The following is a 16,417-nucleotide window of genomic DNA, read 5'->3' as shown; positions in this document are numbered from 1 at the left end:
ATATTACAGAAAGATATTTCTTTTAAAGCGAATGAATGGACCTTTGCCCAATTGCTTGCCTATAATTTTTCGCCGGGTAGTTCGCTGGCTTGTTTGATCCAAGAAGAAAGTTGGGCCTCGTCGATTCCGTCTTCTTCTCGAATATCCAAATAACGCGTTCCCGGAACCTTGGAGGAACCCGGAGGCATCGGTTTTAATGAAGCTCCTTTGAAGAATGCTATCTTAACGTATTTGGCAAATACATGCACTCCGAGAAACCATCCGTGGCCTTCGATCCCGTAAAGTGGAGAGTTCCATTTTACCGCTTTACTAACATGAGGGACTGTTCTGACTATCAGTTCGTCGAGTTTACGCCCAATCTCTTTTTTCCAACCGGGCATAGCCGCGATATACTCTTGGACCGGGCCGTCTCCATAACCTTTTGCGATCTGAGGATTTCCTCCGGAAAGTAAGATAGGCTCCTTCTTTCCTGAATTCCGCATCCCAGTGGATTTCTTTGCGCCTGCCTTTTTAAACTTAGGTGATTTATTCATCGAAGTTTTAGTTGGCGCCTTCTTCTTTGCTGAAACCTTCTTTTTAATCATCTAATCCCTTACCTTTTAAAATATGAGGTATATACTTTTCAATCCTCGCCTCTCTAGTTTTAGATTGTTTGGCAGAAGAAAAATAAAGAAGGTATCCTCTTTGCCTACCTGGCGTCAACGACTCAAAAGCCGATCTTAAGTCGGGAGATTCTTCCAATTTACTTAAAAATTCTTCCGGCATATCGAACTCTTTTGTTTTTTTGAAATTCACTTTTTGGCCGGATTTTTCCACTTCGATCGCATTTTTGATATAAGCCTTTAAAGCGGTCTTAAGTTTGTCGATTTCCTTAACGTTAGTGAATCGGATCTGGCGAGCGGACTGCACATTTTTAGTTTGTTGTACTAAAATTCCATTTGGATCCTTTAATAACGCGCCTTTGAAAAACAAAAACGCACAATATTCTTTGAATCCATGTATCAAAACTATATTATTGTTTTGATATGTATAACAAGGTTGACCCCACTTTAATTCTTCGGTGAGTCCTAGGGCAAGAGCGATCTTGCGCAGGGCCTCATATTCTTCCTTCCATTGTTTGGCTTTATTAAAAAAGAAATCAACCTTTGGATTCATATTAGTCTCACTCACACTGAAGGGATCTTCCTATCTGTCGGCCGGAAATACCAGGAAACGATCGTAAGCACAAGTAATAATACGGGTCCGAAATATTCTTTTGCCCCGTCCCCGGCTGCAAAATGAGAGAAAACTGCTCCGGACATCGTAAAGAAAAATCCCGCATAGGCCCATTCCTTGACTAAAGGATATTTCGGGACAATTACAGCGATTACACCTAACAATTTCCAAACACCCAAAATGATCATCAGATAGGCCGGATATCCTAAATGTGCAAACATATCTGCTTCTTCTTTCATTTGGATGATCTGCACGATCCCGGTAGACACCATTCCTAAGGAAAGCCATGCAGTAGCGATCCAATATATAACCTTGTTTCTCATGTCCAATATCCTATTTTAATTTATTTACTACTTCTTGTAATCTATTATGGGCCATATTAATGCCCTGAGCAAACGGTAGCTTAAGCAGCTGGTCTCTAAGTGCAACGGACTTGAAGACAATGTGCATTGTAAGTTTGCTTTTTTCCTCACCGAGTTTTTCGAATTCTAAGAACTCCAGTTGAGGCGGAAAAGGAGAATTTTCCATTTCAAAAGTGCGGGTGATCTTTTGGTTAGGGACAAATTCATGAATAACACCGTTAAATCCGTGTTTGTTGCCATAAGGATCCGTAGTTTCATATTGCCAGCTTCCATGCTTTTTTCCTTCCAGTTTGATCACTTTGGTCCCCATCCATTCCTCTACGATCTCCGGCTCTATATGCGCCTTAAAAAGTAGATCCAAGGGAAGGTCGAATTCCCTGGTGATCAGCAATTCTTGTTTGCCGTCCTCTGCGTCAATTTTGGTTTTTTTTTCCATATCCTATTTTCTTGATCTGTATTTTTTCATTACGGATTCCAGTTTATCGAACCGGTCGTCCCACATTTTACGGAACGGTTCTATAAAGTCGGCAATTTCTTTCATCTTATTCAGATTCAATTGATAATAAATTTCCCTACCGTTCTGTTCTTGATTTAACAATTCACACTCTGTGAGAATTTGTAAATGTTTAGAAACAGTGGGCCTGGCAGTATCGAAATTGGATGCGATCGCCCCTGCAGTCATCGCCTGAGAGGCCACCATCAGGAGTATTGCACGCCTAGTGGGGTCTGCGATTGCTTGGAATACGTCCCTTCTTAAATTCATTATGTAGCCACTTAACTACAAATATAAATGTAGCTATTTAACTACGCAACATTTTTATTAAGTTATTTTACGAAAATCCAGAGACACGGAGGGGCCGCGATGTTGGAACTCCTACACGGATTGTAAGAGAAGGATTTGGTTGACGGAGCTAGGATTTTGTGATATGCGAGAATGCGCGCTCCCACGGGCCACTCCCCCCAATCCCAATGCAGGGTGGGGGCGGTTTTAAAAAAATGCTTTCGATTCTACTGTGCGAGTACCCGAAGTGGCCCACTCGTTTGATCTATCGATCACCGACTCGCATACGCGGTCGGCTTCTCGCTCCTATGGTCGCTGCGAAGGGGTGGGGGCGATCTTCATTTCCTGTCGGAACTCCTACAAGCTATTTCTTCTCCACTTTGCGGCTTTGCGAGACAAACCGCGGCAGTGATGCGCAGGGCTTTAGTCCGGGCTTGTCCGGATGAGCGCTTATGCGCGAACCCGTAGCAGCACGGCCTGAGCGGAGCGAAGGAGCCGCCCAAATTTTTCTTCGTAGAAATTATAAGAGTGGCTTACTCGTACTTTTTGCTAGAAATTTGTTTCCAGATAGAGGCAAGATGTTCCCTGATCTTTCCTTCCATTCCGTTTTTAGTCGGTTTATAGAATTGAGGAGGATTGTCAGAGAGATCGTCGGGAAAATAGGAGAATGGCACAAATCCGCCGAAATCATGAGGATATTTATACCCTTGTCCTGCTCCTTCTTTTTTATGAGTGGCAGTGGGAGCATTTCTAAGTCGATTCGGGATCTTTAAACTTGGCCCTCGTTCTTTCACAAAGGAAAGTGCGGAACCAATTCCTAAATAAGAGGCGTTGGACTTTGGACAAGAGGCTAAGAATGTAGTGACCTGCCCTAATACAATCCTTCCTTCCGGCATTCCGATCGTCTCTATTGCATGAAGTCCTGCAACAGCTAAAGGTAAACCATGAACGGAAGCATTTCCGATATCTTCGGATGCAAGGATAATGAGCCGTCTGGCGATAAAGAGCGGATCTTCTCCGCCTTCTAACATCATTGCTAGATAGAATAAAGCAGCATCAGGGTCGCTTCCTCTCACCGACTTGATGAACGCGGAGATCACATCATAATGACTCTCTCCACTTTGGTCGTATTCGATTACCCGACTTTCCAAAAATGTTTCTATATCGGAGGCTTCTATTTGGGTTCCGGCATCTTTCGAAAGAACAATTCCTTCCAAATTGGAGAGAAGTTTTCTAGCGTCTCCCCCGGAATAACGGACGAGTAGAGAACTTGCCTCTTTTGTAATATTCGGCTTCGGGTCTAAGGATTCTATACCTCTGGAAAGTATCTCTAATAGATCGTTCTCTCCTAAAGGTTCCAGTTTAAGGACCTGGCATCTGGACAATAATGGTCTTGTGATCCGAAAGGAGGGATTCTCCGTGGTGGCTCCGATAAGAACAATCGCTCCGGTCTCCACTCCTTTTAATAAACTATCTTGTTGGGAAGAACTGAATCTGTGGATCTCATCTAGAAAAAGTAAGATACTTCCTTCTTTTTCGGATCTTTCCAACAGCTTTTTGATGTCTGCTACACCGGTGGTGACTGCATTGTATTCCACAAAAGGTAGTTTCCACGTATTACCTAAAATCCTGGCGATCGTCGATTTTCCCGTGCCCGGAGGTCCGTATAGTAGAATACTTATCGGTTCTTTATATTTTTGTAATTGAAGTTTTGCCTTTTCCTGTCCAATGACCTGAGCAAAGGAACTAGGCCTGATCTTATGAGGAAGTGGCGCTCTTTCAAATAGACTGCCCAAGTTCTTCTTCCAATTCTCTTTGGACCTTTCGTATGCAGGAACGGATGGTGGAATTGCATACATCACATGCGCTATGGCAGCATACTAAGGATTGTTCCCTAATCTTCCCGTCCAATACATTCTCCACCAATTCGGAAATACGAACCGGTAAACCGAACCAATCCAAATTTTCTAAGATTAATTCTTTTCTGGTCTTAGGAATGAGTCTGGGAGAATCGTCCATCATCTAAACTTTTGTACCTTTGCTTCTAATATGCGTCAATCCGAATGTTTAGACCCCGATCCATCCGCCCTTTATTAGGTAATAATAAAGAATAAAACGGGGGATCCGAAAAAGTGCAGCAGCGAAAAAAAGATGGATCCTCATTTTCATCGCTCCTGCAGCCACGGAAGTCCAGGAATAAGGTAACGGCGTAAGCGCTGCAAGAACCACCGCCCAGAATCCGAATCGTTTTACATATACTTCCAACTTCTCTTCGTGATTTCGAATGAACTTGGTAAATATGTGCAATTTAGGAAGTAGGAATCTTCCTTGGGAATAAGAACATCCTCCCGCAAGTAAAGACCCAAAAGATGCGAAGAAGATTACCCAAAAATCGGGCATGTTTGCAGCCACTGCCAAGATCAAGAACGTATCAGGGGGAAAGAACACATGCACTGAATCCGCGACAAAGATGGAAAGGCCCACTCCCCATACACCTGTGTAATCCAAAAAGAGTCCGGCGACCTGAGTGACCCTTTCATTAAAAAATCTGGCGAGTATTAAAACGATCAATAATAAGATCACACTTGCGACCAATGTCTGTCGGACCAAGGAAGTGATTACGTTCTCCGTGGAGTTTCTAAGTTCTTGGGATTCGGTTTTCAAATTTTACCTGCGATGAAACATTCTTTCCAGATCTTCTCTGGTTAATTTGACCAAGGTGGGCCTTCCATGAGGACACCGGGACGGGTTCTCACAATAACTCAGACGATTGAGCATTTCCGCGATCAGATGATCCGAAAGTTGGTCCCCTTTTTTTACTGCGGATCTACAGGCCACACATTTTGCCATAAGATCGTATAACTCAGGTTCCGGAACTTCCTTACCTCCGGTGCGATTGAGAAAATCCAGAACGATCTCTTTTTCATGTCCCGGTAGAAAATAACCGGGAACTTCCCGAAGGACCATTGTGTCTTCACCGAGTGAGTCTAGTTTTAAGCCCACTTCTTGGTATTCTCCGAGTCTGTCTTTGATCTCTTCCGCTTCTTGTTTGGAAACAGGAATACGGATCGGAGTAAGAAGAGGTTGTATCCCGTAATTTTTTTTCTTAAGTTTTCTTAATACTTCTTCGTAGCGGATCCTTTCGTGGGCGGTATGTTGGTCTATGATATAAAAACCGTCTTCTCCTTCCGCCAATATGAAAGTCTCGAATAATAAACCGAAATGTTTTTTAGGAATAAATTCAGAATGTTTGATCGGAATATCGGTTAAGTCTTCTAACCTGGAACCGGGACCGACTGCTTCTACGGGAAAGGAAGGAGAATGTTTTACTTCTTCATAAAGCGCCCCTCCTAAAAGTTGTTGTTCCGTTCCGGCAGATGAGGAAGAAGAAAAGGAATACAATGTGGATTCCATCTTTTTTGGCTCGGCCCTTAAAAGCCTGTTTTTCAATTCTAAAAAGCTGACCGGAGTGCTGGACCTAAGTTCTTTTTGGATCAATTGCAGAAAGAACGTATTAAATCCTTCCTCATCCAGAAATCGGATCTCTTTTTTTGCGGGATGAACGTTTACATCTATGGATTCGGGATCCACTTCGAAAAATAAAAAACAGTATGGATGCGCGTTCGGAGGAAGAAGTTCATCATAACATTTTTTTAATAAATGAGAGGAATATTTGATCTCCACCGGTCTTCCGTTCACGAATATGAACTGTCCCGTGCGGTTGGATTTATAAAAATCGGGATCGCTGATATAACCTTTTGCCTTCCAACCTTTTCTTTCCAGTTGGACCTCCAACAAATGATCCCTGAAATTTTCTCCGAATAGGTCTATGATCCTTTCTTTTTTATCTTTGGGAGAAAGTCTATAGATCTCCTTATGATCCTGTACGAATCTAAATCGGATGTCTTCTCGAGCGAGCGCCTGGACAGTTACTTTATCACGGATCTTCTTATCTTCGGAGCGGACCGATTTTAAAAATTTCCTTCTGACTGGAGTATTATAGAATAGATCCTCGACTAGGATCTTTGTACCGTGAAAACCTGGGATGGATTCTTTGGAAATGATCTGTCCTTTTTCCGCTCTAACCTTCCAGGCGGTCGATTGTCCGGTTCCGGTCTCTATCGTAAGTTTGGAAACGGAAGCGATGGACGCCAACGCTTCTCCCCTAAATCCATAAGAAGAAACTAATTCAAGATCTTTTAATGTACGGATCTTGCTTGTGGCATGTCTTTGGATTGCAAGAGGGATATCCTCTTCTTCTATCCCCGAGCCGTTATCCGAAAGAAGTAAGGAGGTCAGGCCCCCGTCTCTGGATTCCACTTCGATCGAGTCCGCTCCCGCGTCCACGGAGTTCTCCATCATTTCTTTCAGGACGGAATGAGCGGATTCAATCACTTCCCCGGCAGCGATTTGATTGATTAATTCCGGACTAAGTTCTTGGATCCTTCCCATATAGTTTGGACCCAGCTTGGAAGGTGGAAATCTTATGTCAAGATTGGATTTCCGGTTTAGAGAGGGCGATTTCTAGGATAAACTCGGAACCTTTGCCAGGCACACTTTGGACCGAGATATCACCGTCCATTTTCTGGGCAAGGGCTTTACAAAGAGCAAGGCCAAGACCTGCTCCCTGGAAAGGTTTAGTCACACCGGAATCCACCTGTTGGAACGGATTAAAAATAGAACTGAGTTTATCTTCCGGAATTCCTATACCTGAGTCTTGGACCTTAAACCGAAGCCTGTATTCTAGATTGGTTTCTTGGACTTTTTCTCCGGAAAGTTTGACGAACCCTTTTACGGTGAACTTTTCCGCGTTCTCGAGAAGGACCAAAAGCATTGTTTTGAATCTTTCTTCGTCTCCATCGACGGTTTCAGGAAGGTTGTCGGAAAGAGTTACGCTGAAATCCAGATTTTTTCTGCGGATCTTATCCTCAACCCTCATTGCGGCTTCATAAATAGAGGCTTTTAGACTGAAACGTTTATTCAAAAGATATAATGTACCTTTTTCTAAACTGGATGCGTCCAACATAGAACCGAGAATTACCATCATTGCGTCCCCGCTTCTTTTAAGTAGTTCCAACATTTCCTTATGTTCCGGTTTGAGATCGGAATCCAATAACATCTGAGTAATCCCGACGATCCCGTTCATAGGAGTGCGAACCTCGTGGTCTACGTTGATCAAAAATTCGCTCTTTGCTTTATTAGCGGCTTCCGCTTCGTCTCTAGCAAATTCCAATTCTCTGGTCCTTTTTCGGACGAGTTCCTCTAAGTTCGTGTTCAGTATCTCTTGGACCTTCTCCCTTTCCCTGAATCCGCTCAACATCTTGTTGGATAAAGAAAGTGAATTTGCAAGCACGAATATTCCTACTCCAATCCCGCTTAATTCCCAGGAATCCAAAAGTTCCGCATGGAATAATATCTCGCTTGTCATAAAGAAGAGAAGGAAGATAAAACCTGCGAGATAAATATAAGCCCCCACCATTTTTTGGGAAACCGCTTTCGCTAAAACGACTAAAGAGCAGGCTCCGTTAAACACAAAAAGTAAGTAGGAAGGGTTGATAAGATAAGAATAGATAGCAGGTCCCGTAAACAAAGTGATAAGCGTAAATATACCTGCAAAAATATAACTGAGTTTCAGAAAATTTTTGCCGAAGTCAGTAGGAAACACAGCTAATAAAAAATGGAAGGCCAAAGGCATCCCCAAAAACCAAGTGATAAATTCAGTCCTTAGATAGATTTCCGGTCTCACTAAAAAATGTTCGGGAAATAATCTCACTCCTGTGGAATATAATCTAAGTCCTACCGTGGTGGAAAGAAGTCCTAAAATGAATGCGGAAGGATCTTTTTTATAAAAAGCGGATACGAAGATATGAAATAAGCCTAAAAAGAAAAGGCCTCCGCAGAGTATTCCTTCCAAGTCCCTTCTATCCAAATAATAACGACCCACACATTCGGAAGTGCCTAAAACGGGAGGTTTCCAAAGTCCACCTTTTCTATATTGATAATTGGAAATTTCAAAGTCTAGATGAGCGACACCTTGCCAAGGAGGAAGAATAGAATAACTGGTCCTAAGTTCCAGCCCATCTTCGGAAGGATCTCCCACTTTTCCCACTTGGTTAATTAGTTTTCCGTTAAATAGGATCCTATAATTCGTTCCTTGGTCGTAAGAAACCAAATGTAAACTTTCCACCGGAATGGAAGAAACCAGGTCCACTCTATACAATGCTTTTCCATACTTAGGAAATTCTCCCTCATCGGAACCCGGCCAATCATGTTTGGTCCAACTCCCAGGAATAACGGCCATGGAAAATTTTTCCGGTTCTTTTGGAAGACTTGTATCCGGAGTGGCACCCAACCAGGCAAACTTCCAATCCCCGGTCATTCGAAAACATTTTCCCTGGTTTAAGGATTTTTCCCAATCTATAACACCATTCTCTAATAGAGCTTTTTTGGGAGAAGGTGAACAATATGCGAAAAATAAGAATGCCGCAATCAGAAAGAACGGATCCTTTTTAGAGAAAATTCCCATAGAGTTGGCTATCTTTTATCGATTTGCCGGAAATCGTCCAGGACAAAATCGGACGCTTGAATCCGATCCAAAATTACACCGAATCCGCTTGAGAGCCGATAAACGGAGCCTTGGGAGATAAGAAATATCCGCTTAAGGAGGCGAATAATACCGGAGTAAAATTGGAAACCCCGGTTAACCCTGTGAGCAATATCGTGGTGCTGATCGGTGTTTTGGTCACGGAAGCGTTTACGGACGCCATAAGGCAGATGAGTAAAAAGGATTCATTCTCGGATGGAAAAAAATCCATGAAGAACCTACCTGCTACCGCTCCTACGAAAAATAAAGGTATGATAATCCCTCCTCTCCAACCGCTGGAAACGGTGATATTGATCGCCAGTATCTTTAATATAGCTAAGGTCCCGAAAAAGATCCAATTCCCTTTGGTGACTACGATCTCGTTCAGTTGATCGTGACCGAAATAGCGAGTCAACGGTTCGTAATATGCGATACAACCGAGTAATAATCCGCCGATCGTGGTCTTTACGAAAATAGGAAGAGTTATTTTAGAGAAAGAAAATTTAGTAATTTTGAATATTCCATAAAAGATCCAACCAACGAGTGCACCGGCCATTCCGAAACCGATTGCGTATTGAAAGTCCTCTATTCCACCAGGAATATATTGCGGGAATTCCCATGTTGGTCCGATCCCCATATCCGTCATAAATAAGAATACGAAGTAGGCACTGCAACTCGAAAGAAATGCCGGCAACAACGCTTCGTAATATTCTACCACATGCCTGTGCTGAAGGATTTCCAGAGCGAATAACGCTCCGCCCAAAGGAGATCCGAATAAAGAAGTGAATCCTGCGGCCATTCCGGCAATCGTCATGGATCTCAATTCTTCTCCTTCTAATCCTATCTTCTCCGCAAACCAACTTCCGAAAGAACCGGTGATCTGCACAAGAGGCGCCTCGGGCCCCACACTTCCTCCAGAAGAAATACTAAGCAAAGAAGATAAACTCATAGAAGAATTGTTCTTCGGGTCGAGTCTTCCTCCCCTAAAACGAATATTATCGATTACTAATGAAATTTCTCCTGGTTCTCCCAAGAAGTAAATGAGAAGGCCTATGCCCAAACCGGACAAGGTCATAATTAAAATTACATAATGTCCTTGGAAACCTGCTAAAAGTTTGGTGAGATATTCCAAAACTTTCCAGAACACTGCGGAGAATACTCCTGCAAATAACCCTAGGAGTACGTATAAAATACTCCATCTAGAAAGCATGAAAGGATTCTTTTTGGATAAGATGAAAACTGGATTTTTTAAAAGAGCTTGGATCCTATCCATATATCTGCCGGTTAGAAAATATCAGACAAAAAGAACAGACTCTTTATTTTTCGAAGCGATTACTCCGATTTTATGGACCAGTTCTCCTTTTTCTTCCAAGGCAGAGATCGCGCCGGATTCGGACTCGGGAGAAACGATGACTATGTATCCGATTCCCATATTAAAAGTGGAATACAATTCCTTTTCGGATAGAGAAGGAAAATCTTTCTGAACTCGGGCAAAGAACGGATTCTCCGGAAGTTTTTCTCTTCGAATTTCTACAGCAAATGCATCAGGAAGCACCCTAGGAATGTTTTCGTAAAAACCTCCTCCGGTGATATGCACCATTCCTTTCACTTCTACCTTCTTGGTCAGGTTCAGTATACTCTGGACATAGATCCTTGTAGGACGAAGTGCGAATTCTTTTAGGAAACCGACTAACTCAGGATCTGCGGGAAGTCTCCTTCCGCCCTCCAAATACAATTTGCGGATGAGGGAAAATCCGTTGCTATGAGGACCGGAAGATTCTAAACCTAAGACGATATCGCCGGCTTTGATCTTGGATCCGTCTATTAAGTCTTCCTTCTCCACTGCTCCTACGACGAATCCGCCTAAATCGTATTCATCCTGGTCCATGGTGCCCGGATGTTCCGCAGTTTCTCCGCCAAGCAGTGCCGCTCCGGAAAGTTTACAACCTTTTACGATACCGGCGACGATCCTTTCCATTCTTTCCGGGATCAATTTGCCGCAAGCTATATAATCTAAGAAAAATAAAGGCTCTCCGCCCGAGACGAGAATATCGTTCACACACATCGCGACCAAGTCTATGCCGATCGTATCATGGATATTGAATAAACGAGCAAGCTCCACCTTGGTGCCCACTCCATCCGTACCGCTTAGTAATATCGGGTTTTTATAATTTTTGAGAAAGGAAACGTCGAAGGCACCAGAAAATCCTCCAAGCCCACCGAGAACTCTGGGGCCATGGGTGGATTCCACATTTTGTTTGATTTTTTTGACGAATTCTTGGCCGGCTTCCGTATCGACTCCGGCGGATTTATAACTGATTTCTTCTTGCATGGACCCGCTCCAGAACAGAATTCCCGGATCGGGTCTAATGCCCAGAAAAAAAGCTATTTCATTTGATCGATTTGTTCCATTGCGGAGAGTTCTCCCGCAGCCGCAGGGCGAACTTTTAATGCCTTGATCCCAGGTCCTAAGTCCACAGCTTCTCCCGCTTTTACCAAAACCCGAGCCTCGTCGTCTTTTCGGGTAATCTGGACACTACCTTCACGAACGGCAAAAGTTCCCGTTTCGTTGGCGGGATTCACTTGGCCCCAAAATTGTGTGCCTCGGACTGCGGCAACCACGGTAGGAGTGTCAATCGAGATGGATTCGTTCTTTTTCAGTTTGGCGACTTTTACCAAAATATTGCCGGAGTTGATCTTAATATAATTTTGATCCGCTCTTAATGCGGCGATAGAAGCCTCGGAACCGCCTAAGAGTCGGACTGTCCCTAAAGTAGTGGTTAAATCTAAGGTGGCATCCTGATCCGTTTTTACGATTTCGGATTCCACAACACGATCGTTTGCTTTCAGAACGGAGCCCGCTTTTTCCGCAGTCGCCTTTCCTACGATGAAGGAAACAATTGCATCCTTAGTTTCTTCCTCTTTAGGTTTGCAGAAGAAAAAAAGGCTCGGAACCAACAGGATCGTAACTAGCTTTGATATGGATATAGAGTTCATACGGATTCATAAAGCTAATACAAAGCGCCTAGACCGGGAACCAAAAAAAACCTCTTTAGGAAAAAAATTTCTACCTCTTATAGGGAGGGAGACCGGAACTCTTCTGTAATAAACTCGATGCAAAACCCTCCGCTTCTTCCCTATTTGTGACGGAAGAAAAGAACAGTGTATAGTTGGGCTGCCCTTGTTTTTCGTCCAAATGAAGAGATCTGACTAAATGGCGGATCGTCCCCTGGTTCCCATCATGAAGAATAGCCTCAGGATACAGTTCTTGTATTTCGCTTTTTAAGAATACGTAATGTGTACATCCCAATACGAGCGATCTGATCCCTTGTTCTTGAGGAATTTTTAATATGTTTTGAAGAAGAAGTCTGGCTTCTTCCCATTTCCCTTGGTCCACCAAGCTAGCTAGCCCGTCGCAATTCAAATGGACCACTCTTTCGAATGCTCCTAATTCGGATTTTAATGCCTGCAATTTTTCTTCTCTATGAGTGACCGAAGTGGCGAGTAACGCAATTTTTTCGTCAGGATGAGCGAGGAGTGCAGGTTTGATCGCGGGTTCCATTCCGAACACAGGTACCGATAATTCTTCTCTTAGTTTGGAAGCGGATGCGGAGGTTGCGGTGTTACATGCGAGAAGGATCGCATCCACTTCTTGCTCTAAGAAGATATTACACACATTACGAGTCAGTTCCAAAACTTCGGAAGTCTGCTTCTCTCCGTAAGGAGCGTTTGCAAGATCACCGTAATAGAGAAAACTCGCGGAGTATGGGAGATCCAAGAGTTCCTTTAGAACGGAAAGTCCTCCCATTCCGGAATCCATCACTCCGATCTTAGGAACTCTTTCTTTATCGTTTTTCATATCCTAAGCGGAAGTTGTGTAATCCTCTATGCTCTTTCTTAAAGTGCTATAGATCCAACGAAACTTCTCTTCGTCTTCTTCCAGAAGAGTGACCCTGAAACCGTCTCGATCCGTGCAGAAAGAAGAAAGTGGCACAACGCAAATCCCAGTAGAAGCCAGAAGATAATACACAAATCTACGATCCGGAGCACAATTCGCAAGCAAAGGACGAATAAATTCTTCCGCTTTCGAATTGGAGATCGGAAGAGTCATCTTATCGCCTAAAACTCCCTTATCAAATGCAACCGTAAGATAGAAAGCTCCCTTAGGTTCAACAACTGTCACACCTTTGAGTCCTTTAAAGGATTCGGTTGCGAGTTTTGCCTTCTTTTTGAACTTCTCATTCCTTTCTTTCAAATGAGGAAGGAACTGAGGATGGGAGTATACTTCCGGAATCGCCATTTGAGGAAGTGTGGTAGAACATACTTCCAGCATCTTAGCATCCAAGAGAGATTTTACATAACGTGCAAAAATAGGATCCTTATCCTTGTTGAATATCTCCAGCCAGCCGCATCTTCCTCCGGGCCAAGGAAATTCCTTGGACACGGAACGAAGTGCCATTCCGGGTACCTTATTTCCGATCACTTCGGAAAGATGGATTGTGCCGGTTTCGGAATAATTCACATGAGCGTAAGTTTCGTCGCAGATAAGCATTACATCGTATTTTTCCGCAATCTTAACGATCTCACGCATTACGTTTTTATCATACACAGCGCCGGTAGGATTGTCCGGGTTGATGAGAAGAATACCTGCGATAGAATCGTTGTATTTGACCTTATTCTCGATATCTTCCAGATCGGGCATCCAACCCTGTTCCGGATTCAAATTATAGGTCATATGCTCATAACCGGAGTGAGCCGCTTCCGCAGAAGAAAGTGTAGAATACGCAGGGCTCGGTCCTATGACCCGCGCTTCTCTTCTTAAGAAGCCGAAAATTTTAGCGACCGCGTCGCCAAGTCCGTTAAAAAATAAAATATCATCTGCGGTGATCTGGGCTCCGCCTCTTTCGTTCACTTTGTCCGCTAAAAAGTTTCTAGTTTTTTCGAATCCTTGGGTAGCCGTATAGGCCCAAGACTTATCTTCGAGGATCAGATCCGAAACGATTTTTTTCATCCAAGGAGCGACCTTCTCTCCTTTCTGGATGGGGTCCCCGATATTCTCGTACGTAATCGGAACTCCGAGTGCTTCTAACTTTTTAGCGACTCCTACGATCTGACGGATCTCGTAAATGAGAGCGTCAGCACCGCTATGAACGATATTTCTTCTCATGTCTAGCCTTATGATTTTAGAAAAATTATTTCTGTATCAATCGAACGGTCAGTTCTTCCAGGGATTTTTCCCTGTAGATCCTAAGTTTTAACCTGCCGCCTAATCCTACTATTCCGACCTGTTCCCTCAGATCATTAATATTTTTCACTTGGATCCCGTTTGCTTCCATAATGAAATCGTATCGTTTCAAACCTGAACTTTCCGCAGAAGATCCTGGATCCATATCGTATACCAAGACGCCATTCCAATCCGCAGGAATTCCGAGAGCCTTTCTGTGATCCGGAAGCGGAACTGTCGCCATCACACCCAGGGTAGCAGGTCGGATAATCCTACCTTTATTCTCTTCGATCAGCTGGATGATCTTTTTGGCGTAATTCATCGGGATGGCAAATCCGATGCCGGTATTCCTACCTGAGTCGCTCCGTATTAGACGATTGATCCCGATCACTTCTCCGTAAATGTTAAGAAGCGGACCACCGCTGGAACCTGGGTTGATCATACTATCTGTCTGGATATGAGTTTGGCCCGTCTCATCCAGATCTTCCCTGTACTTTGCGGAAACTACGCCCACGGAAAAAGATCTTTCCAGACCGAAAGGAGAACCGATCGCGATCGCCCAATCCCCTACTTCAATTTTGTCCGAATCTCCGAAAGAAACAGGCTTGAGTCCGCTTCCTTCTTTGATTTTCAGAAGAGCAATATCCGCTCTTTCATGGCTTCCCACAAACTTAGCGGGGAAAACACTACCATCGGAGGCAATTACTTCTATACTTTCCGCGTCGGAGATAACGTGAAAATTTGTGACAACGTACCCTTTTTCATGGATCAGAAACCCGCTCCCGAAAGAGGAAAGTTTTTCGGTCCGATAATCGAAATATTGATAGGGACTCGTGATCGCTTCCGTTTTTTTGGTCCGGATAGAAACTACGGAACCCTTTGCTGAATTATAAACGTTACGAAAAGCATTCTGCAATTCGATCCCTGCTTTTTGGTCGGAATAACTGAGAGGCTTGCCGCCTCGGAAAAAGGAGGACAAACCTCCTTCTCCCGGGAGAATGAGGACGAATAGGAATAAAACCAAAAGTCCGACATTGACCCAAACGATTTTAGGAAGACGAAAATTCATGCAATCAGACTCAACCCACCTTCTACCTAACGGAAAGAATCGTCGACTCGGATTCTTTTCGGGGATACCCGTTTTGTTTTTTCTATTCTTTTCCGGCCAAGGATGTATTCCCTATCTCTATCATCTGGGAAAAGAACAGGCAAAGATCCTGTTGCAAAGAAAAGCGATCTCGGATGTTTTAGCCGATCCGGAAATACCTGAAACTACCAAAACAAAATTAAAAGAAGTGGAGAAGATCCGAGAATTCGGGATCCAAGAACTCGCACTCTCTCCCGAAGGCGGATTTAAAAGTTTTGTACAATTGGACCGACCAGCAATCGGTTGGCATGTAAGCGCCTGCCATCCATTACGATTCGAATCCTATACATGGTGGTTCCCGATCGCAGGGACGGTTCCATACAAAGGATATTTCCAATTAGAAAAAGCGAAAGAAGAAGAACAATTTCTGAAAGACCAAGGTTTCGATACTAGAATACGGATCACTGCAGGATATTCCACTTTAGGATGGTTCGAAGATCCATTATTCTCTTCTCAACTTTACGAAGATCCGGGAGATTTAGCCTCTATCGTCATCCATGAAATGGCCCACGCGACTGTATATTTCCCGGGAGACTCTATCTTCAACGAAAGTTATGCAAGTTTTGTGGAAGACGAAGGCTCGGACGCATATATCCTAAAGATCGGAGGTCCAAAACTACTTTCGGAAAGAAAAAAATCGGAAGAAGAAACAAAACTTTATAAAAATTTAATTTTCGAAACTGCCAATATACTCAAAGCCGCTTATTCGGAAGGCGGGACAGAAGATCAATTACGAGAGAAAAAAAAGAAGATCATCGGCGACTTCCGTAAAAAACTTCTCCAAACAAAATGGACCAGGATCAATTCCAAAAAACTCGCGGAGAAAGATTGGAATAACGAAGATTTTATCGGAACACTTCGATACAATTCTGGAACTTCCTATTTCAGAAAAAGATTTTTAGAAGTCGGAAAGGATTTTTCTAAATTTCACGAGGAGATGAGGAAGTTACGAGAGAAAACGGCGGAGGAAAGAAAAGTATTGTTGGAGGGGAAGTAATTTTCCTTTTAGACAGTAATTGACGAATAATAGTAACCCAAATGTTGGAATTCCAACATGTAAGAAAACGTAAAATTCGATTGTAAAAAATTAAATTTTATGATATAG

The 16,417-nt window shown here is 43.3% G+C and carries 17 protein-coding genes; 1 reads left to right on the top strand and 16 read right to left on the bottom strand.

Translation table 11 applies throughout. The features are described from left to right. Positions 1-59: 59 nt before the first annotated feature. The 16 genes from AB3N61_RS05285 to AB3N61_RS05210 all read right to left on the bottom strand — a co-directional run bounded on the left by AB3N61_RS05285 (position 60) and on the right by AB3N61_RS05210 (position 15,234). Complete coding sequence (locus AB3N61_RS05285; RefSeq protein WP_367898660.1) at positions 60-584, bottom strand: DUF1801 domain-containing protein; 525 nt, start codon at positions 582-584, stop codon at positions 60-62. Then, positions 577-1,155, bottom strand: a complete 579-nt coding sequence (locus AB3N61_RS05280; protein ID WP_367898659.1) for a YdeI/OmpD-associated family protein — start codon at positions 1,153-1,155, stop codon at positions 577-579. Before AB3N61_RS05280 ends, AB3N61_RS05285 begins: the two co-directional genes overlap by 8 nt. A gap of 11 nt (positions 1,156-1,166) precedes the next feature. Then, complete coding sequence (locus AB3N61_RS05275; protein ID WP_367898658.1) at positions 1,167-1,538, bottom strand: DoxX family protein; 372 nt, start codon at positions 1,536-1,538, stop codon at positions 1,167-1,169. A 10-nt stretch (positions 1,539-1,548) separates the two neighbouring features. Beyond that, on the bottom strand, positions 1,549-2,013 hold the full coding sequence (locus tag AB3N61_RS05270) for an SRPBCC domain-containing protein (RefSeq protein WP_020771348.1): 465 nt from the start codon (positions 2,011-2,013) through the stop codon (positions 1,549-1,551). Between the two features lie 3 nt (positions 2,014-2,016). Then, entirely contained in the window at positions 2,017-2,340 is a 324-nt protein-coding gene (locus AB3N61_RS05265) for an ArsR/SmtB family transcription factor (RefSeq protein WP_036090927.1), read from the bottom strand. 551 nt (positions 2,341-2,891) lie between these two features. Beyond that, positions 2,892-4,154, bottom strand: coding sequence for a replication-associated recombination protein A (locus AB3N61_RS05260; protein ID WP_367898657.1), 1,263 nt, complete (start codon positions 4,152-4,154; stop codon positions 2,892-2,894). Next, entirely contained in the window at positions 4,138-4,380 is a 243-nt protein-coding gene (locus AB3N61_RS05255; RefSeq protein ID WP_020771298.1) for a hypothetical protein, read from the bottom strand. Before AB3N61_RS05255 ends, AB3N61_RS05260 begins: the two co-directional genes overlap by 17 nt. Positions 4,381-4,425: 45 nt before the next feature. After that, positions 4,426-5,022 (bottom strand): YqaA family protein, encoded by a 597-nt coding sequence (locus AB3N61_RS05250; RefSeq protein ID WP_367898656.1) that lies wholly within the window; start codon positions 5,020-5,022, stop codon positions 4,426-4,428. Positions 5,023-5,025: 3 nt separating this feature from the next. Continuing rightward, a complete protein-coding gene (gene mutL, locus AB3N61_RS05245) occupies positions 5,026-6,810 on the bottom strand; it encodes a DNA mismatch repair endonuclease MutL (protein ID WP_367898655.1) in 1,785 nt (594 codons plus the stop codon). A 37-nt stretch (positions 6,811-6,847) separates the two neighbouring features. Further along, entirely contained in the window at positions 6,848-8,884 is a 2,037-nt protein-coding gene (locus AB3N61_RS05240) for a sensor histidine kinase (RefSeq protein ID WP_367898654.1), read from the bottom strand. Between the two features lie 73 nt (positions 8,885-8,957). Continuing rightward, on the bottom strand, positions 8,958-10,214 hold the full coding sequence (locus AB3N61_RS05235) for a chloride channel protein (protein WP_367898653.1): 1,257 nt from the start codon (positions 10,212-10,214) through the stop codon (positions 8,958-8,960). Positions 10,215-10,235: 21 nt separating this feature from the next. Then, the gene (gene purM, locus AB3N61_RS05230; RefSeq protein WP_367898652.1) at positions 10,236-11,273 is read right to left on the bottom strand and encodes a phosphoribosylformylglycinamidine cyclo-ligase; all 1,038 of its coding nucleotides are present in this window, start codon (positions 11,271-11,273) and stop codon (positions 10,236-10,238) included. A 53-nt stretch (positions 11,274-11,326) separates the two neighbouring features. Beyond that, on the bottom strand, positions 11,327-11,938 hold the full coding sequence (gene lsa19, locus AB3N61_RS05225) for an adhesin Lsa19 (protein WP_367898651.1): 612 nt from the start codon (positions 11,936-11,938) through the stop codon (positions 11,327-11,329). A 70-nt stretch (positions 11,939-12,008) separates the two neighbouring features. Then, positions 12,009-12,800 carry a glutamate racemase gene (gene murI / locus AB3N61_RS05220; RefSeq protein ID WP_367898650.1) on the bottom strand — a complete coding sequence of 264 codons (792 nt, stop codon included), beginning with the start codon at positions 12,798-12,800 and terminating at the stop codon, positions 12,009-12,011. Between the two features lie 3 nt (positions 12,801-12,803). Next, on the bottom strand, positions 12,804-14,108 hold the full coding sequence (locus tag AB3N61_RS05215; RefSeq protein ID WP_367898649.1) for a pyridoxal phosphate-dependent aminotransferase: 1,305 nt from the start codon (positions 14,106-14,108) through the stop codon (positions 12,804-12,806). A 25-nt stretch (positions 14,109-14,133) separates the two neighbouring features. Further along, positions 14,134-15,234 (bottom strand): S1C family serine protease, encoded by a 1,101-nt coding sequence (locus tag AB3N61_RS05210; protein WP_367898648.1) that lies wholly within the window; start codon positions 15,232-15,234, stop codon positions 14,134-14,136. Here AB3N61_RS05210 and AB3N61_RS05205 point away from each other — a divergent pair. Then, positions 15,233-16,309 (top strand): aminopeptidase, encoded by a 1,077-nt coding sequence (locus tag AB3N61_RS05205; RefSeq protein WP_367898647.1) that lies wholly within the window; start codon positions 15,233-15,235, stop codon positions 16,307-16,309. The two genes, AB3N61_RS05210 and AB3N61_RS05205, sit on opposite strands and share 2 nt — an antisense overlap. The last annotated feature ends 108 nt before the right edge of the window (positions 16,310-16,417 follow it).

This window comes from Leptospira sp. WS58.C1 (assembly GCF_040833995.1).
GTDB lineage: Bacteria > Spirochaetota > Leptospiria > Leptospirales > Leptospiraceae > Leptospira_B > Leptospira_B cinconiae.
Note: the sequence above shows the minus strand (reverse complement) of the source record. Positions and strands in the feature narration are given on the sequence as shown.

Excerpts from the sequence above, each read along its gene's own strand:
- AB3N61_RS05285 (WP_367898660.1), bottom strand. The coding sequence starts at position 584 with ATGATTAAAAAGAAGGTTTCAGCAAAGAAGAAGGCGCCAACTAAAACT.
- AB3N61_RS05280 (WP_367898659.1), bottom strand. The coding sequence starts at position 1,155 with ATGAATCCAAAGGTTGATTTCTTTTTTAATAAAGCCAAACAATGGAAG.
- AB3N61_RS05275 (WP_367898658.1), bottom strand. The coding sequence starts at position 1,538 with ATGAGAAACAAGGTTATATATTGGATCGCTACTGCATGGCTTTCCTTA.
- AB3N61_RS05270 (WP_020771348.1), bottom strand. The coding sequence starts at position 2,013 with ATGGAAAAAAAAACCAAAATTGACGCAGAGGACGGCAAACAAGAATTG.
- AB3N61_RS05265 (WP_036090927.1), bottom strand. The coding sequence starts at position 2,340 with ATGAATTTAAGAAGGGACGTATTCCAAGCAATCGCAGACCCCACTAGG.
- AB3N61_RS05255 (WP_020771298.1), bottom strand. The coding sequence starts at position 4,380 with ATGATGGACGATTCTCCCAGACTCATTCCTAAGACCAGAAAAGAATTA.
- mutL (WP_367898655.1), bottom strand. The coding sequence starts at position 6,810 with ATGGGAAGGATCCAAGAACTTAGTCCGGAATTAATCAATCAAATCGCT.
- AB3N61_RS05240 (WP_367898654.1), bottom strand. The coding sequence starts at position 8,884 with ATGGGAATTTTCTCTAAAAAGGATCCGTTCTTTCTGATTGCGGCATTC.
- AB3N61_RS05235 (WP_367898653.1), bottom strand. The coding sequence starts at position 10,214 with ATGGATAGGATCCAAGCTCTTTTAAAAAATCCAGTTTTCATCTTATCC.
- purM (WP_367898652.1), bottom strand. The coding sequence starts at position 11,273 with ATGCAAGAAGAAATCAGTTATAAATCCGCCGGAGTCGATACGGAAGCC.
- lsa19 (WP_367898651.1), bottom strand. The coding sequence starts at position 11,938 with ATGAACTCTATATCCATATCAAAGCTAGTTACGATCCTGTTGGTTCCG.
- murI (WP_367898650.1), bottom strand. The coding sequence starts at position 12,800 with ATGAAAAACGATAAAGAAAGAGTTCCTAAGATCGGAGTGATGGATTCC.
- AB3N61_RS05215 (WP_367898649.1), bottom strand. The coding sequence starts at position 14,108 with ATGAGAAGAAATATCGTTCATAGCGGTGCTGACGCTCTCATTTACGAG.
- AB3N61_RS05205 (WP_367898647.1), top strand. The coding sequence starts at position 15,233 with ATGCAATCAGACTCAACCCACCTTCTACCTAACGGAAAGAATCGTCGA.
- AB3N61_RS05210 (WP_367898648.1), bottom strand. The coding sequence starts at position 15,234 with ATGAATTTTCGTCTTCCTAAAATCGTTTGGGTCAATGTCGGACTTTTG.